Origin of the sequence: Burkholderia sp. Ac-20353 (genome assembly GCF_017104785.1) — a bacterium.
GTDB lineage: Bacteria > Pseudomonadota > Gammaproteobacteria > Burkholderiales > Burkholderiaceae > Burkholderia.
In genome coordinates this window covers 1-16,247 of the sequence record NZ_JAAGPL010000052.1, presented here as the reverse complement: position 1 = coordinate 16,247, position 16,247 = coordinate 1, and the positions used below count along the sequence as shown (strand labels likewise).

The window sequence follows — 16,247 nt, the reverse complement described above, 5'->3', positions numbered from 1 at the left end:
CTTCATCTTAAATTGACCAGACGCGGCAATTCTGGCATTTGGAAACGGCGCCGGATTGGTGCATTGAACGCCAACATAAAAATTTATCGCATGCAAGCCTCTGAATGTCACCGCGTTTTACGGGTTGAATTTGGCGGGAAAAGACTAATTTCGGATTTGGCGGAAAAAGACTGACGTTGAATTTGGCGGGAAGAGACTAATTCTGGTTTTGGCGGAAAAAGACTAATCACGTAACCGGTCGCCGCGCGCATTCCATCGATCCCGGGATGCGGCGTGCGTGACGAATTACACGGATGCTCACCCGAACGGGGGCTGGAATCCGGATTTTCAGCGGAGCGAGCGATGCTTGCCGAATTCGACCGCATGACGGGGCTGCCCGACTGGTGGCAGGCCGAACGCGCGCGCATTACCGCGCCAACCGGTCGCACGTTCGCGATCGTGCTTGCGGGCGGGCGCGGCACCCGGCTCAAGCAACTGACCGAGCGACGCGCGAAACCGGCGATGTTCTTCGGCGGCCGGTTTCGCATCATCGATTTCACGCTGTCCAACTGCGTCAATTCCGGCATTCGCCGGATCGGCGTCGTCAGCCAGTACAACACGCATTCGCTGCGTCGGCACGTGCAGGGCAGCCTCGGCTTCCTGTGCGCCGATCGCGATGAGACCGTGGACGTGATGCCGTCGCCCGAGCGGCTGCGCGACGAGCCGCCGTACCGCGGGACAGCCGACGCCATCTATCGCAACATGCGCTCGATCCAGACGACGCAAGCCGATTACGTGCTGGTGCTCGCCGGCGACCACGTGTACAAGATGGACTATTCGGTGATGCTGCGTGATCACGTCGACGGGCGCGCATCCTGCACGATCGGCTGCGTCCGGGTGCCGCGACGCGACGCGAACGGCTACGGCGTGATGGCGATCGACGCGCGGCGTAACGTGATCGAGTTCGCGGAGAAGCCCGCGAATCCGGCGCCCATGCCGGATGACGCCGAGTCGTCGCTCGTCAGCATGGGCATCTACGTGTTCGACGCGCGCTATCTTTACCGGCTGCTGGCCGAGGATGCCGCGAATCCCGCGTCGAGCCACGATTTCGGTCATGACGTGATACCGCGCGTCGTCGCTGACGGGCGGGCGCGTGCGCATCCGTTCTCGATGTCCTGCATTGATGCAGCGCCTGCCGCCGAGAGCTACTGGCGCGACGTCGGCACGGTGGATGCATTCTGGGCCGCTAATCTCGAGTTGGCCTCGGGCGAGGCCGGCTTCGATATCGATAGCGTGCGCTGGCCGATCTGGACACGCAGCCTGCATCGGCCGCCGCCGCAAATCATCCTGGGCCGGCGTGGCGACATCGTCGATACGATCGTGTCGGACGGCTCGGTCGTATCGGCGTCGACGCTCAGGCGTTCGTTGCTGTTTCCGGGCGTGCGGGTCAGCGCGTCGTGCCGTGTCGACGAAGCGGTGCTGCTGCCCGACACGAAGGTCGGGCGCGGTTGCCGGCTGAGGAAGGTCGTCGTCGACCGGGGCTGCGTGCTGCCCGACAAGCTTGTGATCGGCGAGGATCCGGCGCTCGACGCGCAACGTTTCGAACGAACGGTGAATGGCGTGGTGCTCGTGACGCGCGCGATGCTCGAACGGCTTCAAGCATGATTGAATCGCGATTTCGCTCGCATTGCCGATTGACATCCGATTGACATTCGCCGGTATTCTTCACGGAAACGCATGACCGCAATCGGCACAATTACTATTGTGAGCTTTGACTTTCCGGACTTGATATACCCGCGCTGGTTCGGTTAAATAGCGAAACACCGAACGCTGAAAGCGCGAGTGCATTTTTTCGCATCGGCGATCGAACTGAGGGCTTTGTCTTCATATCGACCATGGCCATGCAACCGATACTCGTCGTCGATGATTCCGCCAGTTACAGGCTGTTGTTGCGCAGCACGCTCGGGAAACTCGGCTTCGAAATCGTCGAAGCCGAGGATGGCTGGCAGGCGCTGCAACTGCTGCGTGCGCGCGAGGAAATCGCGATGGTCGTATGCGACTGGGAAATGCCCGAACTGGATGGTCCCGGCCTGTGCCGGGCGATTCGCGAGGAAACGCTCGGCAGGTACATCTACATGATTCTGCTGACCGCGCGCGACGGCTCGGAAGCGCTGATCGACGGGATGGATGCCGGCGCCGACGATTTCCTGACCAAGCCGGTCGACATCAATGAACTGCGCGTGCGCTTGCGTGCGGGGCTGCGCGTGATCGCGCTCGAAGCCGCACTCGCCGAGCGCAACCGCCACCTCGACACCGCTTACCGCCAGATGCGCGGCGATCTGCAGGCCGCAGCGGCCGTGCAGACGTCGATGCTGCCCGCGCCCCGGCTGCGGATCGACGGCGTCGAATGCGAATGGCTGTTCGCGCCATCCGCGTACCTGTCCGGCGACATGCTGAACGTCAAGGCCGTGGACGACACCCACGTGATGTTCTGTGCGATCGACGTGGCCGGGCACGGCGTGCAGGCCGCGATGCTGTCGGTGATCGTGAACCGCCTGCTCGCGCGCGGCGCCGAGGCGCGCGGCGCGGCCGGCCAGCAGTCTCCCGCGTCGGTCGTCGAGGAGATGAACCGGCAGTTCCTAGAAGAAGCGGTCGACGCGTCGTATTTCACGATGGTGTACGGGATTCTCGACACGCGTACGGGCGAGGGCCGCCTGACCCAGGCCGGCCACTCGCACCCGCTGCTCGTTACGGCGGCCGGGAACGCGTCGCGGCTCGGGAGCGGTGGATTCCCGGTCGGCCTGCTCCCCGGCTGCGAGTACGACGACGTGTCGTTCACGTTGCGTCCCGCCGAGCGTCTCTTTCTCTATTCGGATGGCGTCACCGAATGTGCGGCGCCCGACGGCGAGCTGTTCGGCGACGAGCGGCTGCGCGAGTTCCTGTCGGCGCGCGCCCGGATGCCGTTGAGACAGGTACTGGATGCATTGAAGTCGGAGTTGCAGTCATGGCGCGGCGCGGACCGGGGCACGTTCGATGACGACGTGTCGGTGCTGGCGCTGGAACGTCTGTCGCATTGATCGATTCACTTCCGTGACCGGAACACTGGAGGAAACCATGCTGACCGAAATGAGCAATTCAGGCGATATCAAGGTAATCAAGGTGCTGCCGCAACGTTTCGATGCGTCGGTGGCGCCGCAGATCCGCGACGAGCTGGTGTCGCTCGCGAGGCAAGGCGTCGCGAAACTCGTCCTCGATCTGCAATGCGTGAAGTTCGTCGACAGCAGCGGGCTCGGCGCGATGGTGTCGGGCTTCAAGGCATTGGGCGGCAAGGGCGACATCGTGCTGTGCGGCGTCGCGGACGGCGTGAAGAGCATGCTGCAGTTGACGCGGATGGATCGCGTGTTCGCGGTTGTTCCCGACACCGACGCGGCATGTGCGCACCTGCAAGCCTGAGCGGCTGGCCGCCCCGTCGCGGGAATGCCCGATGAAACACCGGCGCGAACGTCCGGACAAGCCCGTGCCGCATTCGCGCGCACGCTTTCCGGCACGGCTCGACGCGCTCGCGGGCATCGGCGACTGGCTGCGCGGGGCCTGCGAGCGCTGCGGCGAATCGGGCGCGTGGCTCGACACGTTCGAGCTGGCGGTGATCGAAGCGTCGTCGAACATCATCCGGCATGGAGCGGCCGCGACGGCTCGTGCGGCACAGGCGTCCCATGAGCCGGTGATCGCGCTGACGCTGCGTCGAGGCACGCGCGCGCTGACGCTCGACCTGTTCGACGGCGGCAAACCTGTGCCGCAGGGCCTGTTCGACGCGCGCAAGGCGCTACCGCCGTTCGATCCGGAGGACATCGACACGTTGCCGGAAGGCGGCATGGGGCTCGGCATCATGCACGCATCGGTCGATTGCGTCGAGCATCGCAGGCGGCTCGGCATCAATCGTCTTCGGCTCGTCAAGAATCGGGGGTAGACGATGACGCGCGTCGCGAAACGAGCCGCCGTCGTCTTTCTGCTCGCGTGGCAGTGTGCGGCGCTCGCGAATCCGCTGCAGGTAGCGCGCGACGATGCAACCGCCGTCTCGCTCACGGGGATGTGGCGGGTGCGCGACGCCGGCGCCGCGCCGGCCGACGCGTGGCGCGCGAGCCTCGACGATCGCCGCTGGCGACGGTTGCGCGTGCCGGCGAACTGGTACGCGGCGGGCCTCGATCATCAGGGCTCACTGTGGTATCGCACGATATTCGCGCTGCCGCGCGGCGGTGCCGACCGGATGGCGACGATGGTGTTCGACGGCGTTGATTACGAAGCGGACGTATGGCTCAACGATCGCTATCTCGGCAGCCACGAAGGCTATTTTGCGCCGTTCGCGTTCGATGTCACCGACGCGCTGCGCGACGGAAAAAACCGTGTCGCGGTGCTCGTGCGAAGCCCGAACGAGCTGCCGGGCGCCGAGTGGTCGCTACGCAAGCGGCTCATCAAGGGCGTATTGGACGATCACGACACGCGGCCGGGCGGTGCGTGGTCCGCGCATGGACAGGACGCGAACTCGGGCGGCATCTGGGCGCCCGCCTATCTGCGCGTGAGCCGGGGCGCGGCGATCGATGCGGTGAAGATCGACACGATGCCGGGCGAACGCGATGCGTCGCATGCGACGCTCGCGCTCGAAATCGATGCGCGCGCGTTGCGCGACACCGACGCGACCTTGCGCGTGCAGGTGAGCCCGGCGAATTTCGACGGACGACACTATACGTTCGAGCAGAGCGTCGCGCTCGCGACGGGCGCGAATCGCTTGACGATCCGGCGCGAGCTGGACGACGTCGCGCTGTGGTGGCCTGCCGGTGACGGCTTTCCGTCGCTGTACCGGGTGGTCGTCACGCTGGCCGACGCGCGCGGCACGATGGACGTCGCGCAACGCCGCACCGGCGTGCGTTCGATCCGCTTCGACAGCGCGCATTCGTGCTGGACGATCAACGGACGGCGGGTGTTCCTGCGCGGCACGAACTATATCGGCAGCCCGTGGCTATCGCAGATGACTGCCGCGTCCTACGCGCGCGATCTCGACCTGATGCTCGCCGCGCACGTCAACGCGATCCGCGTGCATGCGCATGTCGCAGGCCAGCCGCTCTACGACGTGGCCGACGAGAAGGGCTTGCTCGTCTGGCAGGATTTTCCGCTGCAGTGGGGTTACGACGATTCGGCCGGTTTCGCGGCGAAGGCGGCCGGGCAGGCGCGCAACATGGTCGCGTTGCTCGGGCATCACCCGTCGATCATCGCTTGGTCCGGCCAGAACGAGCCGCCGTGGGACGCCGAGTGGATGAAGTACCGCTATCCCGACTGGAACCCCGCGCAGAACCGCCTGCTATCCGCATCGGTGGGGGCCGCGTTGCGCGAGGACACGACCCGTCACGCGGACGACGCTTCGCTGACCAGCCAGCATTTCTGGCTCGGCTGGTACTGGGGCAAGTGGACCGACCCGATTCCCGCGATGAGCCAGTCGAACATCACCGAGTTCGGTGCGCAGGCGCTGCCCGACGTGGCCACGCTTCGCCATATCGTCAGCGCGCGCAACAGCTGGCCGGCCAGCACGGCGGCGAGCGACGCCGGATGGGCGCAATGGGCGTATCACGACTTCCAGCGCCATGAAACCTTCGAGCTTGCGGGTATCGATCGCGGCCGCGACCTCGATACGTTCGTTGCGAACTCGCAGCGCTATCAGGCGCGGCTGGTGCAGCGGATCGCGGAGACCTTGCGCCGCCAGCGCTACCAGCCGGTCGCGGCGATCTTCCAGTTCATGTTCGTCGAAGGATGGCCGTCGATCGACTGGGGCGTCGTCGATTACCTGCGCCGTCCCAAACGCGGGTATGCGGCGCTCGCGCGCGCATATCAGCCGGTGCTGCCGTCGATCGAATGGACGCGCGCGACGTATGTGCCCGGCGAAGCGTTCGACGGTACGCTTTGGGCGATTAACGATACGTGGAGCGCGTACGCGAACAGCGTCATCGAATGGAAAGTGGATACGGGTGGGGCAACCATTGCCGCCGGGCGCACGGTGTTCGACATGGCGGCTGACAGCGGCAGTCCGGTGACGCAAGTGCGGGTGCCGCAGCTCGCGGCCGGCGCCTACGCGCTCGAAGCGACGATTCGCGACGCGGGCGGGCGCGTGCTCGGCACCAACCAGTTCGACTTCGACGTGCGAGCGCTTCCATGAGTGCGGCTCGCCGCTCCCGGCTTGCGCTCCCGGCGCTCTGCGCGGCCGTGCTGTTCGTTTGCACGTCCGGCGCGCGCTGCGAAACGCTGCTCGCGGCGCCAGTGGCCAACGGCTTCGCGGTCGTTCAGGCCGGCTATCTGCCGGGCCTCGCGCAATCGGCGGCCGTCATCGGGCTCGCGCCGGGCACGAGCGTGCGCCTGACCGACGCCGAAGGGCGCGTGCTGCGCACCTGGCCGCATTTGCCGGGCCGTCTCGATCCGGACAGCGGCCTTGTCGTGACGATGCTCGCATTGCCGCCGCAGGGCGCCGGACGCTACCGGCTGTCGGCGCATGGCGTGCCGGACGCCACGTTCGTGGTCGCCGCCGACGTGTTGAGCCGCGTGCAACGATCGTTGCTGCGCGCGTACTACCTGCAACGCTGCGGCGTCGCGCTCGATGATCCCGAGACCGGGCTGAAGCATCCCGCCGATCATCTCGCCGACGGTGTGCTCGCGCATCCCGATGCGGCCGGTCCGGATGCGGGCGACACGCATGCGGGTGTCCGGATCGCTGCGACGGGCGGCTGGCACGACGCCGGCGATTTCGGCAAGTACGTGGCGACGACGGCCGTCACGGCGGGGCGTCTCGTGTCGCTATACCTCGACGCACCGGCACGCTTCCCGGATGGGCAGACGCATATCCCCGAAAGCGGCAACGGCGTGCCCGACATCCTCGACGAAGTGCGGGTCGGGCTCGACTGGATGCTGGCGATGCAGCGCGCGGACGGCGCGCTGTACCGCAAGCTGTCCGGTGCGAACTGGCCCGGCGCGATATCGCCGGATCAGGACACGCAGACGCGCTACGTGTACGGCGTGTCGAGTGCCGACACCGCGAAGGCCGCCGCCGCGTTCGCGCTCGCATCGCGCGCGTGGACCCACATCGACGCCGACGTGGCCGCGCGGTATCGGGAGGCGGCGACGCGCGCATGGGCGTGGTTGCGGACCGTGCGCGCGCCGCTGTTCGTCGACGCGCATCCCGGCGACGACAGCGGGTCCGGCCCGTATGTATGGTCCACCGTCGACCCCGAACCGAGCCTGCTGAGCGACGTCGACGACCGAATCTGGGCCGCGGCCGAGCTGTGGCTCGCGACTGGGGACCGGCAATATCTGAATTTCGTCGAGCGGCATCCCGAGTGGACCGGCCGCATCGCGATCTTCGAATGGAAAAATCCGGCGGCGCTCGGGCTCTTGCATCTGCTCGACGCGCGCGGCGCGCGCGCGATTCCCGCGACGCTGCGCTCGCGCATCGCGCACGCGCTCCAGCGCGCGGCGGACGAAGCCTATCGCGATGCGCGCCGCAGCGGCTTTGGCCTCGCCAACCGGCGTTTCGTCTGGGGCTCCAACAAGATGGATGCGGAGCAGGGCGTGCTGCTCGCCGAAGCGGCACGCCACGGCGGCGATCCACGCTACCTGCGCGCGGCGCTCGCGCAACTCGATTTCCTGCTGGGCGTCAATCCGTTCGGCATGTCGTTCGTGACCGGTATCGGCGAGCGCTCGGTGCGGCACCCCGCGCACCTGTACGGGCGTGCGGCGGGCGAGACGATACCGGGCCTGTTCGTCGGCGGCCCGAACGACGCCGCGCAGGATCACGTGGCGCCGCGCGGCAAGCGGCTCCTGAGTTATGTGGACGACGACCGCGCCTATTCGGTCAACGAATTCGCGATCGACTACAACGCGTCACTGCTGGCGTTGATCGGTGCGCTCGAGCGCAACGGCGTCGGCGCCAACCCGGAATAGCGACCATGGCCTTCTATTTCGATTCCTTCGAACATCGCAAGCCGCCCGAGCCGCTGCCTCATTCCCCGGCGATCGAGAGCGTGTGGCAGTTCTTCGCGGTGCTCGCACTCGTGTTCGGCGCGAACTATCTCGTGTGGCGCTGGAGCGCATCGCTGAACCACGACGCGATGTGGTTCGCGGTGCCGCTCGTGGTGGCGGAGACGCTTTCGTACATTGGGCTCGCGCTGTTCGTGTTCAATTTGTGGCGCGTCGACGACTATCCGCGGCGAGCGCCGCTGCAATGGGCGTCCGAATACGTCGAAACGCCGTCCGACGCGACGCACCGCCCGCCAAAGGTCGACCTGTTCATCGCGACGTATAACGAAGACGTCGAGCTGGTGCGGCTGTCGATCCGCGCGGCGCGGACCGTCGCGTACCCGCATCCGATCGACTACCGCGTGCACGTGCTCGACGACGGCCGGCGTCCGGCCATGCGCGCGGTCGCGGCCGAGGAGGGCGCGCATTACATCTCGCGCGACAACAACGTCGGCTTCAAGGCCGGCAACCTGCGCCACGCGATGGATCTGACCGACGGCGACTTCATCGTGATCTGCGATGCGGATACGCGCGTGTTCCCGACGATCCTCGAACACACGCTCGGCTATTTCCGCGATCCGAAGGTCGCGTGGGTGCAGACGCCGCAGTGGTTCTTCGATCTCCCCGAAGGCGAAACACTCGACGCATGGGCCGGGCGCCGTCTCGGCACGGCCGCGCGCATGCTCGCCCGCGGCGTGCAGCGATTCGTCGGCCCGATCCGGATCGGCGCCGACCCGTTCGTCAGCGATCCGCAGATGTTCTACGACGTGATCCAGCGCCGCCGCAATCGCACGAATGCCGCGTTCTGCTGCGGCGCCGCGTCGATCCATCGGCGTGAAGCGGTGATGGAAGCGGCGCTGCGCGCGTACGGACTCGCGGTCGACCGGGAAGCGACGCGGCTTGCAAGCGAAGTGGCGGATCCGGCGCTGCGCGCGGATCTCGAACGGGAGTTGCGCCGCCAGGCCGCGACCCATTCGGAGATGACGCCATACAAGTTCCATGTGTCCGAGGACATCTACACGTCGATCGTGCTGCACTCGGATCGCACGCGCGGCTGGAAATCCGTGCTGCATCCGCAAGTCGAATCGAAGATGCTGTCGCCGCAGGATCTGCTCACGTGGACGATCCAGCGCTACAAGTACGCAGGCGGCACGCTCGACATTGCGCTGCACGACAACCCGCTGCTGCGTCCGGGCCTGACGTTCGCGCAGAAGCTGATGTACCTCAGCACGTTCTGGTCGTATTTCGGCTGCGTGTGGAACCTGATGTTCCTGATCGCGCCGATCGTCTACCTGCTGACGAACATCTCGCCGGTCCAGACCTACAGCGGCCCGTTCTACTGGCATTTTCTGCCGTTCATCATCTGCACCGAGCTGGCGTTCATGTTCGGCGCATGGGGGATACCGGGATGGGCCGCGAAGTCGTCCTATCTCGCGTTTTTTCCGGTGAGCCTGCGCGCGCTGCGCGCGGTGCTGAACGGCGAGACGATCAAGTTCCCGGTGACGCCGAAGGACCGGCAGGAAGGCAGTTTCCTGCATCTGGTGATGCCGCAGATCGCGATCGCAGCGCTGACCGCGTTCGCGCTCGCATGCGCAACGGTGCGCTGGGCGATGGGCGCGAACGTGGATCCCGCGTCGATCGTCGTCAATCTGGTCTGGGGCACGAACAATATTCTCGCGATGCTGCCGGTGGTCTTCGCGGCGTTCTGGCGTCCGCCCGACGAAGCGCAATCGCAGGATGCGGGAGCAGCGAGTGAAACGGAACATGATGCGGCGTCCGGCTGGCGCGTGCCGTCCGGAACGGGAGGCAGTCGATGAGCTTCAAGGAGAACCTCGTCCGGGCGCGCAGCCATCTCGTGCTCATCGCCGCGATCCTCGTATCGTTCGCGGCCGTGGTGGCGATCGAGCGCAACAGTCCCGCCGTGTCGTCGGCCGCCGCGGCGCCGTCGATACCGATCACGCGCAGTGCCGATTCGCCCGCGCTGCCCGCGCAGCGCCCGCTGACCGCCGACGAGCGCGCGGCGGCGCGCATCGCATGGCGATATTTCGCGACCAATACGCAGGCGGCCACCGGGCTCGTCAATTCGGTCGACGGCTTTCCGTCGTCGACGATGTGGGACACGGCGTCCTACTTGCTTGCGCTGATCTCGGCGGAACGGCTCGGCGTCATCGGCACCGACGAATTCGATCGCCGGATGTCCGCCGCGCTCGACGCGCTGGCGCGCATTCCGCTGTTCAACGGCCAGTTGCCGAACAAGTCGTACGACACGCGCACGCTCGACATGGTCGATTACACGAACAAGAAGGCGGAAGGCGGAATCGGCTGGTCGGCCATCGACATCGGGCGTCTCGCGGTGCCGTTCAACATCCTCGCATGGCGCTATCCGCGCTTCACCGACGCGCTCGACAAGGTCACCCGGCGCTGGTCGCTGCCGGCGCTGGCGCGCGACGGCGAGCTGATCGGCGCGTCGCGCGCGGCCGACAAGGTGGTGCTTCAGCAGGAAGGCCGGCTCGGCTACGAGCAGTACGCGGCGCGCACGCTGCTGCTCACCGGCGTCGATTGCGCGCAGGCGGCCACGTGGTCGCCTCATCTCGGCTTCGTCGATATCTACGACGTGACGATTCCGACCGATACGCGCGATCCCGCACGGTATGGCGCGCAGAACTACGTGCTGAGCGAGCCTTACATGCTTCAGGGGCTGGAGTTCGGCCTCGACGGCACCACCCGGGAATTCGCGTGGCGGCTGCTGAAGGTGCAGCGCGCGCGCTACGGCTCGACCGGACAGCTCACGGCCGTCACCGAGGACCATCTCGACCGTCCGCCGTACTTCGCTTACAACACGGTCTATTCGGCCGGCAAGTCGTGGGCGACCGTCACCGATACGGGTGCCGACGCGTCGGCATTGCGTTCGGTGTCGACGAAGGCCGCGTTCGCGTGGCACGCGCTGTTTCGTGACGACTATACGGCCAGGCTCGTCGCTTACGTGCGCACCGCCAACGAGCCGGACAAGGGCTGGTACGCGGGCGTGTACGAGAAGAGCGGGCAGCCGAACGCCGCGCTCAACGCGAACACGAACGCGGTGATACTCGAAAGCCTCGCGTATATTGAACGCGGGCCGCTGCTGCGCAATTGAACGGGCGTGAGGAGGGAGCATGGGGAAACTGTTGCGCCACGTCTGGTTCGTCTTGCTGCTGGCGTGCGCGGGATGCGCGCACCCGGGCGGCGAGAACAGCGAGCGGGCCGGAGCCATTCCCGCCGCGTCGTACCCGGCGCGGCACGGCCCGCTCGACGCGCGCGAAATGCAGATGGCGCGTCAGGCGTGGCTGTATTTCGAGAACAATTACCAGCCGGCGACCGGGTTCGTGAACGCGGGCGACAATTATCCGTCGACGACGATGTGGGACACCGCGTCGTACCTCGGCGCACTCGTCGCCGCGCGCAACCTCGACCTGATCGACAAGCGCGAGTTCGACGACCGTGTCGGCGCCTTCCTCAGGACGCTGAATTCGCTCGACCTGTTTCGCGGCGAACTGCCGAACACCGTGTACAACACGCAGACCGCGCAGAAGGTCAACTATGCGAACCAGCCCGGCGAAATCGGCTACTCGGCTGTGGATCTCGGGCGGCTGCTGATCTGGCTCAAGATCATCGAGCAGCGTTACCCGGAGCATGCGAACGCGATCGATCACGCGGTGTTGCGCTGGAATTTCGCTCATGTCGTGGATGCGTGTGGCACGATGTACGGCGCGAAGCTCGGGGCAGACAAGCAGGTCCAGTACGTGCAGGAAGGCCGGCTCGGCTACGAGGAATACGCGGCGAGCGGCTTCCGGCTATGGGGCTTCTCGACCTGCCTCGCGTCGCGTCCCGAGCCTTATTCGCTCGTGCCGATCTATTGCGTCGATGTCCCGTACGACACGCGCGATCCTCGCGCGCTCTCCCAGCACAACTACGTGGTCAGCGAGTCGTATGTGCTCTCTGGCCTCGAGCTCGGCTGGGCCGACACGATCGACCGCACGGCCGCGACGCAGGCGGAGCTGTCCCGAGACACGTGGATCGCGAATTTCGCGCAGCGGATCTATCAGGCGCAGGAGAACCGCTTTGTCGAGACCGGCATCCTGACGGCGCGAAGCGAACATCAGCTCGACGGTGCGCCGTACTTCGTCTACGACACGATCTACTCGGACGGGTACGCGTGGAACACGATTACGGAGAAGGGCGAGTACGTCCCGCAGTTCGCGGCGATCTCGACGAAGGCGGCCGTCGGCATGTGGGTGCTCTGGCAATCCCCGTATACGGATCGGCTCGCCGATGCAGTGTGGGGCCAATATCAGCCGGCGAAGGGCTACTACGAAGGCGTGCTCGAAAACGGCGCGGGGCCGATCAAGACGTTCACGGCCAATAACAATGGCATCATGCTGGAAGCGTTGATGTTCAAGGCGAAAGGGCGTCTGCTCGCGTTCGACGATCGGGCGCCGCAACCGGGCGGGCGGCAGCCGAGCCTGTGGGAACGCACGCTGACCGATCCGTATGACCTGGAGAACGCACCCAGGAATCGCCCGCGGGCCGTGGTTCGCGGCCAGGCCGGATGCAGCGGGGCCACGGTGCCGTTCGCCGTATCCGCATGCTCGCAATCCTGTCAATGCTCAACATGCCAAGACAACGCTCCGTTCGTTTTACCTGCGTACTCGCAATGTCACTGACGCTCGCGTGCAGCGGTTGCGGCATCGTGGCGAGAACGGTGATCGACGGCTACGAGAAACTGAATGCCGGCGCGCTGACCAATCCCGGGCGCATCGGTCCGCTGACGGATACCGAACGGATCTGGGCGCGCGCCGCGTGGCGCTATGTGGCGAACAACACCAACGCGTCGACGGGCCTCGTCAATTCCGCGGACGGCTATCCGGCGACGACGATGTGGCAGATCGGCGACTATCTCGCTGCGCTCGTCGCCGCGCGGGAACTCAAGCTGATCGAACGCAACGAGTTCGATCGCCGGCTCTCGGACGTGCTGCGCTTCCTCGGCCAGATGCCGCTATTGCCGAACGGCCTGCCGAACCGCGTCTACAACACGCAAACGGGCGCGATGTCGAACGATGCGAATCAGCCCGGCACGATCGGCACGTCAGCGGTGGATGTCGGACGCGTGCTGGTGTGGCTGCATGCGATCGGCGCTCGTTATCCCGAGTACGGCGAATACGTGGACCGCGCGGTGCTGCGCTGGAATCTGTGTGAACTGGTCGGTGGCGACGGCACGCTGCATGCGACACGCATCGACGCTCGGCAGACCGTGCGCGTCGCCGAGATCCGGCCCGGCTACGACGCGTATGCGGGCACCGGCTTCCGCCTGTGGGGCGTGCGGGCGTCCGACGCCGACGCGGCGCCGCTCGCGCAAGCCTACGCGAACGGCGTGCGCATCTATTTCGACGCGCGGGATCCGCGCCAGTCCGGCGTGACCAACGCGCTCGTCAGCGCGCCGTGGCTGCTGTCCGGCATCGAATTCGGCTGGCGCGGGACGCAGCGCGCCGACGCGAGCGGGCGACCGGACGGCGCCGCGCAAGCCGACGCGGTCTATCGAGCGCAGGAAGCGCGATGGCGCAAGGACGGGATCCTGACCGCCCGCACCGATCATCAGGTCGATCAGCCGCCGTACTTCGTGTATGACTCGGTGTTCGCGAACGGCTATGCGTGGAACACGGTCGGCGACGACGGCCACGCCTATCCGCAACTCGCGCTCGTCGCGACGCGCGCGGCGTTCGGCTTGTGGGTGCTGTGGGACACCGCGTACACCACTCGTCTGATGCGAAGCGTCGATGCGCTGTACGACGCGGATCGCGGCTGGTTCGAAGGACGTTACGAGGCGACCGGCGCACACGACCGCACCCTCGCGCTGTCGACCAACGCGACCGTGCTGGAAGCGTTGCTTTACAAGTCGAGTGGCCGGCTCGTGCCCGAAGCGCGGGCCGACGGCTATTTCTCCGCCCGCATGAAGGACGTATTCGCTCACCCGGCAACGTGCCTGCCGATCGCCGCCAGCGTCGAACCCGGCCCGCAATGAGTGCGTGACGGACAGATGCGCGTCGGGCAATATGGAGCAATGCCGCCATCCGGTCCAGCGAGCTGCGTTTCAAGTTGGATACGAGCATCGGAATCAGGCGCGACGCATCCGGGAGAATGCCGTGACGAACTACGAAGAAATATTTCTGGAGAGCTATCACCGCCTGACGGGCAACGACAACGGCGAGCGCTTTTTCGACCGCTTTTACGAGATTTTCCTGAACTCGTCGGAACAGATACGCGAGAAATTCGCGAATACGGAAATGACGCGCCAGAAGGCGTTGATGCGCAAATCCTTCTTCCATCTGCTGAACCTGTATCACACGAAGGTGACGTCGGACTATCTCGAACGGATCGCAAGCGAACACGGTCCGTCAAGGCTGGCGATCCCCGAGCAGATGTTCAATGCGTGGCGAGCGGCGATCCTGGCGACGGTGCGCGAGCTGGACGAGCGCCATTACGATACGCGAGTCGAGATCGCGTGGGCGATGACGATCGCGCCCGGCCTCGAATTCATGCGCCAGATGTCGGCGCACATCGCGTCCGACGCGCCGTCACCGGAGCCACCTGCGCCAGGGGCCGTACCGGGCCATCAGCCATAAGGCCGCGATCGCGCCGAGATGAATCGCCGTTCCCGCGATCCAGCTCGGCGGCCGCAGCCCGAACGGCAGTACCTGGCTCGCGATCAGCACGAGCACGACGTGCCCGACGAAGCAGTACAGTGCAGCTCCGCCGATCGGCACCAGCAGCCATCCGGCGACGGGCTGGATACGCCGCCACTGGCTGCGCAGCACCGCGTGGAGCACGACCAGCAGACACAGATCGTCGATCAGGCGCAGCGGCCCGAGCGCGTTCTTCTGCGCGTAGCCGAGATAGAGCGAATCGATCGCGCCGTGCGGCAGCGCCTGCAACTTGGCCCACGCCGGGGTGAACGGATCGAGGTGCCCCTGCGCGAGGACGAACATGACGATGGCGCCGGTCGCGCATACGGCGTACAGCAGGAAGCGTCTGAAGCGGGACGCGAACAGCAGATACGCCTCGTTGGAGAACCAGCCGACGAACATCCCGGCGACGAACGGAAATTGCCACGCGGCGACCGGAAACGCATTCTCGAACTGCATGTCCGACAGACGGAACGGCACGAACAGATGCCACACGTACAGCGCACAGCTTGCCGACAGCGCCAGCAACGCGGACGGCAATCGGCGGAACGCGAGCAGCAGCAGCGGTACGAAAAAAATCAGCAGCACGACATAGAGGCCGAGCACCTGCGCCTGATGCGGGCCGCCGCGCAACAGCAGCACGGTGTTGAACCAGTCCTCCAGGCGGGAGCCCTCGACCGGATAAAGCGGATAGACGGTCGCGGTCGCCTCGTCGACGAAATGCGTGAGCGACGCGGTTTTCACGAAGCCGACGGGCTGCAGGACGATCGGGATCAGGATCAGCGCGACGTTGACGAGATACAGCTTCGCGCCTCTCGCCACCGATTTCCATGCGGTCGTCGTCCAGCCGAGATGCGCGAGCCGGGAGCGGCCGACCTTGCCGAGCACGAGCCCGGACAGGATGACAAACCATTCGGCCGCCGTCACGAAACCGAGTCGCTCCGTCGCGAGCAGGCTGAACGCGGAAAAATATTCGATATGGACGACCGTCATGAACACGACGGCCATGCCGCGCAGAAAATCGATCGACTCGTCGCGTTCAGTCTGGGCGTAGGCGAGGGCGGTCGTGCGCGTGTACAACGCGTTCAATGCGTTCAACGAGTTCATCAGGACGCTCCCAGCACGTCGGTGCGCACCGCATCCACCAGATCCGTGAACACCGCGATCGTTTCGCGGGCCGCCGCCAGCGCCGTTTCCTGCTGGCCGTTCTTCGCCGCGCGCTCAAGCTGCACCGTCGCATCGGACAGCGGCGCGCTCGCGAACGTGCCGGCGTCGCCCTTGAGCTTGTGCGCGACGTGAGCGAGCCTTTCCAGATCCGGGCCGACGAGCGCGCCGTCGATCTCCGCGTGCTTCTGTCGCGCCTCATCGACCAGCAAATGCGCCAGTTCGCGGAACAACTGCTCATCGCCGCCGATACGGGACAGCGCCTGACCGCGATCGAACAGCGGTGTGCGCTCCGCGATCGGCGCGGGCGCCGGCTCGCGCCCCGACGTCGCGGGA

13 protein-coding genes are annotated in these 16,247 nt (G+C 66.1%); 11 read left to right on the top strand and 2 right to left on the bottom strand.

Annotation, left to right across the window (positions count from 1 at the left end):
- The first annotated feature begins 363 nt into the window (after nt 1–363).
- The 11 genes from glgC to G3N94_RS17040 all read left to right on the top strand — a co-directional run bounded on the left by glgC (nt 364) and on the right by G3N94_RS17040 (nt 14,687).
- Nucleotides 364–1,644 (top strand): glucose-1-phosphate adenylyltransferase, encoded by a 1,281-nt coding sequence (gene glgC, locus G3N94_RS17090; protein ID WP_205793834.1) that lies wholly within the window; start codon nt 364–366, stop codon nt 1,642–1,644.
- Between the two features lie 236 nt (nt 1,645–1,880).
- Nucleotides 1,881–3,056, top strand: a complete 1,176-nt coding sequence (locus tag G3N94_RS17085; protein WP_205793782.1) for a SpoIIE family protein phosphatase — start codon at nt 1,881–1,883, stop codon at nt 3,054–3,056.
- Between the two features lie 37 nt (nt 3,057–3,093).
- The gene (locus tag G3N94_RS17080; protein ID WP_205793780.1) at nt 3,094–3,432 is read left to right on the top strand and encodes an STAS domain-containing protein; all 339 of its coding nucleotides are present in this window, start codon (nt 3,094–3,096) and stop codon (nt 3,430–3,432) included.
- A gap of 31 nt (nt 3,433–3,463) precedes the next feature.
- Nucleotides 3,464–3,946, top strand: coding sequence for an ATP-binding protein (locus tag G3N94_RS17075; RefSeq protein ID WP_205793778.1), 483 nt, complete (start codon nt 3,464–3,466; stop codon nt 3,944–3,946).
- A 3-nt stretch (nt 3,947–3,949) separates the two neighbouring features.
- Nucleotides 3,950–6,181 carry a sugar-binding domain-containing protein gene (locus tag G3N94_RS17070; protein WP_205793776.1) on the top strand — a complete coding sequence of 744 codons (2,232 nt, stop codon included), beginning with the start codon at nt 3,950–3,952 and terminating at the stop codon, nt 6,179–6,181.
- Nucleotides 6,178–7,956, top strand: a complete 1,779-nt coding sequence (locus tag G3N94_RS17065; RefSeq protein ID WP_205793774.1) for a glycoside hydrolase family 9 protein — start codon at nt 6,178–6,180, stop codon at nt 7,954–7,956. Before G3N94_RS17070 ends, G3N94_RS17065 begins: the two co-directional genes overlap by 4 nt.
- Nucleotides 7,957–7,961: 5 nt before the next feature.
- Nucleotides 7,962–9,848, top strand: coding sequence for a cellulose synthase catalytic subunit (locus G3N94_RS17060; RefSeq protein ID WP_205793772.1), 1,887 nt, complete (start codon nt 7,962–7,964; stop codon nt 9,846–9,848).
- Nucleotides 9,845–11,164 (top strand): DUF3131 domain-containing protein, encoded by a 1,320-nt coding sequence (locus G3N94_RS17055; protein WP_205793770.1) that lies wholly within the window; start codon nt 9,845–9,847, stop codon nt 11,162–11,164. Before G3N94_RS17060 ends, G3N94_RS17055 begins: the two co-directional genes overlap by 4 nt.
- 19 nt (nt 11,165–11,183) lie before the next feature.
- Entirely contained in the window at nt 11,184–12,731 is a 1,548-nt protein-coding gene (locus tag G3N94_RS17050; RefSeq protein ID WP_205793768.1) for a DUF3131 domain-containing protein, read from the top strand.
- Nucleotides 12,722–14,086, top strand: a complete 1,365-nt coding sequence (locus G3N94_RS17045; protein WP_205793766.1) for a DUF3131 domain-containing protein — start codon at nt 12,722–12,724, stop codon at nt 14,084–14,086. The genes G3N94_RS17050 and G3N94_RS17045 overlap by 10 nt, the downstream gene beginning before the upstream one ends.
- Before the next feature lie 121 nt (nt 14,087–14,207).
- Nucleotides 14,208–14,687 carry a globin gene (locus G3N94_RS17040; protein WP_124599546.1) on the top strand — a complete coding sequence of 160 codons (480 nt, stop codon included), beginning with the start codon at nt 14,208–14,210 and terminating at the stop codon, nt 14,685–14,687.
- Here the strand turns inward: G3N94_RS17040 and opgC are convergent.
- A complete protein-coding gene (gene opgC / locus G3N94_RS17035) occupies nt 14,640–15,854 on the bottom strand; it encodes an OpgC domain-containing protein (protein WP_205793764.1) in 1,215 nt (404 codons plus the stop codon). The two genes, G3N94_RS17040 and opgC, sit on opposite strands and share 48 nt — an antisense overlap.
- A partial coding sequence (locus tag G3N94_RS17030) for an Hpt domain-containing protein (RefSeq protein ID WP_205793762.1) occupies nt 15,854–16,247 on the bottom strand: 394 nt, incomplete at its 5' end. The genes G3N94_RS17030 and opgC, both read right to left, overlap by 1 nt.

Bases quoted from the DNA above. Each gene is read 5' to 3' on its own strand.
- glgC (WP_205793834.1), top strand. From the start codon at position 364: ATGACGGGGCTGCCCGACTGGTGGCAGGCCGAACGCGCGCGCATTACC.
- G3N94_RS17070 (WP_205793776.1), top strand. From the start codon at position 3,950: ATGACGCGCGTCGCGAAACGAGCCGCCGTCGTCTTTCTGCTCGCGTGG.
- G3N94_RS17065 (WP_205793774.1), top strand. From the start codon at position 6,178: ATGAGTGCGGCTCGCCGCTCCCGGCTTGCGCTCCCGGCGCTCTGCGCG.
- G3N94_RS17075 (WP_205793778.1), top strand. From the start codon at position 3,464: ATGAAACACCGGCGCGAACGTCCGGACAAGCCCGTGCCGCATTCGCGC.
- G3N94_RS17050 (WP_205793768.1), top strand. From the start codon at position 11,184: ATGGGGAAACTGTTGCGCCACGTCTGGTTCGTCTTGCTGCTGGCGTGC.
- G3N94_RS17085 (WP_205793782.1), top strand. From the start codon at position 1,881: ATGCAACCGATACTCGTCGTCGATGATTCCGCCAGTTACAGGCTGTTG.
- G3N94_RS17055 (WP_205793770.1), top strand. From the start codon at position 9,845: ATGAGCTTCAAGGAGAACCTCGTCCGGGCGCGCAGCCATCTCGTGCTC.
- G3N94_RS17080 (WP_205793780.1), top strand. From the start codon at position 3,094: ATGCTGACCGAAATGAGCAATTCAGGCGATATCAAGGTAATCAAGGTG.
- G3N94_RS17045 (WP_205793766.1), top strand. From the start codon at position 12,722: ATGTCACTGACGCTCGCGTGCAGCGGTTGCGGCATCGTGGCGAGAACG.
- G3N94_RS17060 (WP_205793772.1), top strand. From the start codon at position 7,962: ATGGCCTTCTATTTCGATTCCTTCGAACATCGCAAGCCGCCCGAGCCG.
- opgC (WP_205793764.1), bottom strand. From the start codon at position 15,854: ATGAACTCGTTGAACGCATTGAACGCGTTGTACACGCGCACGACCGCC.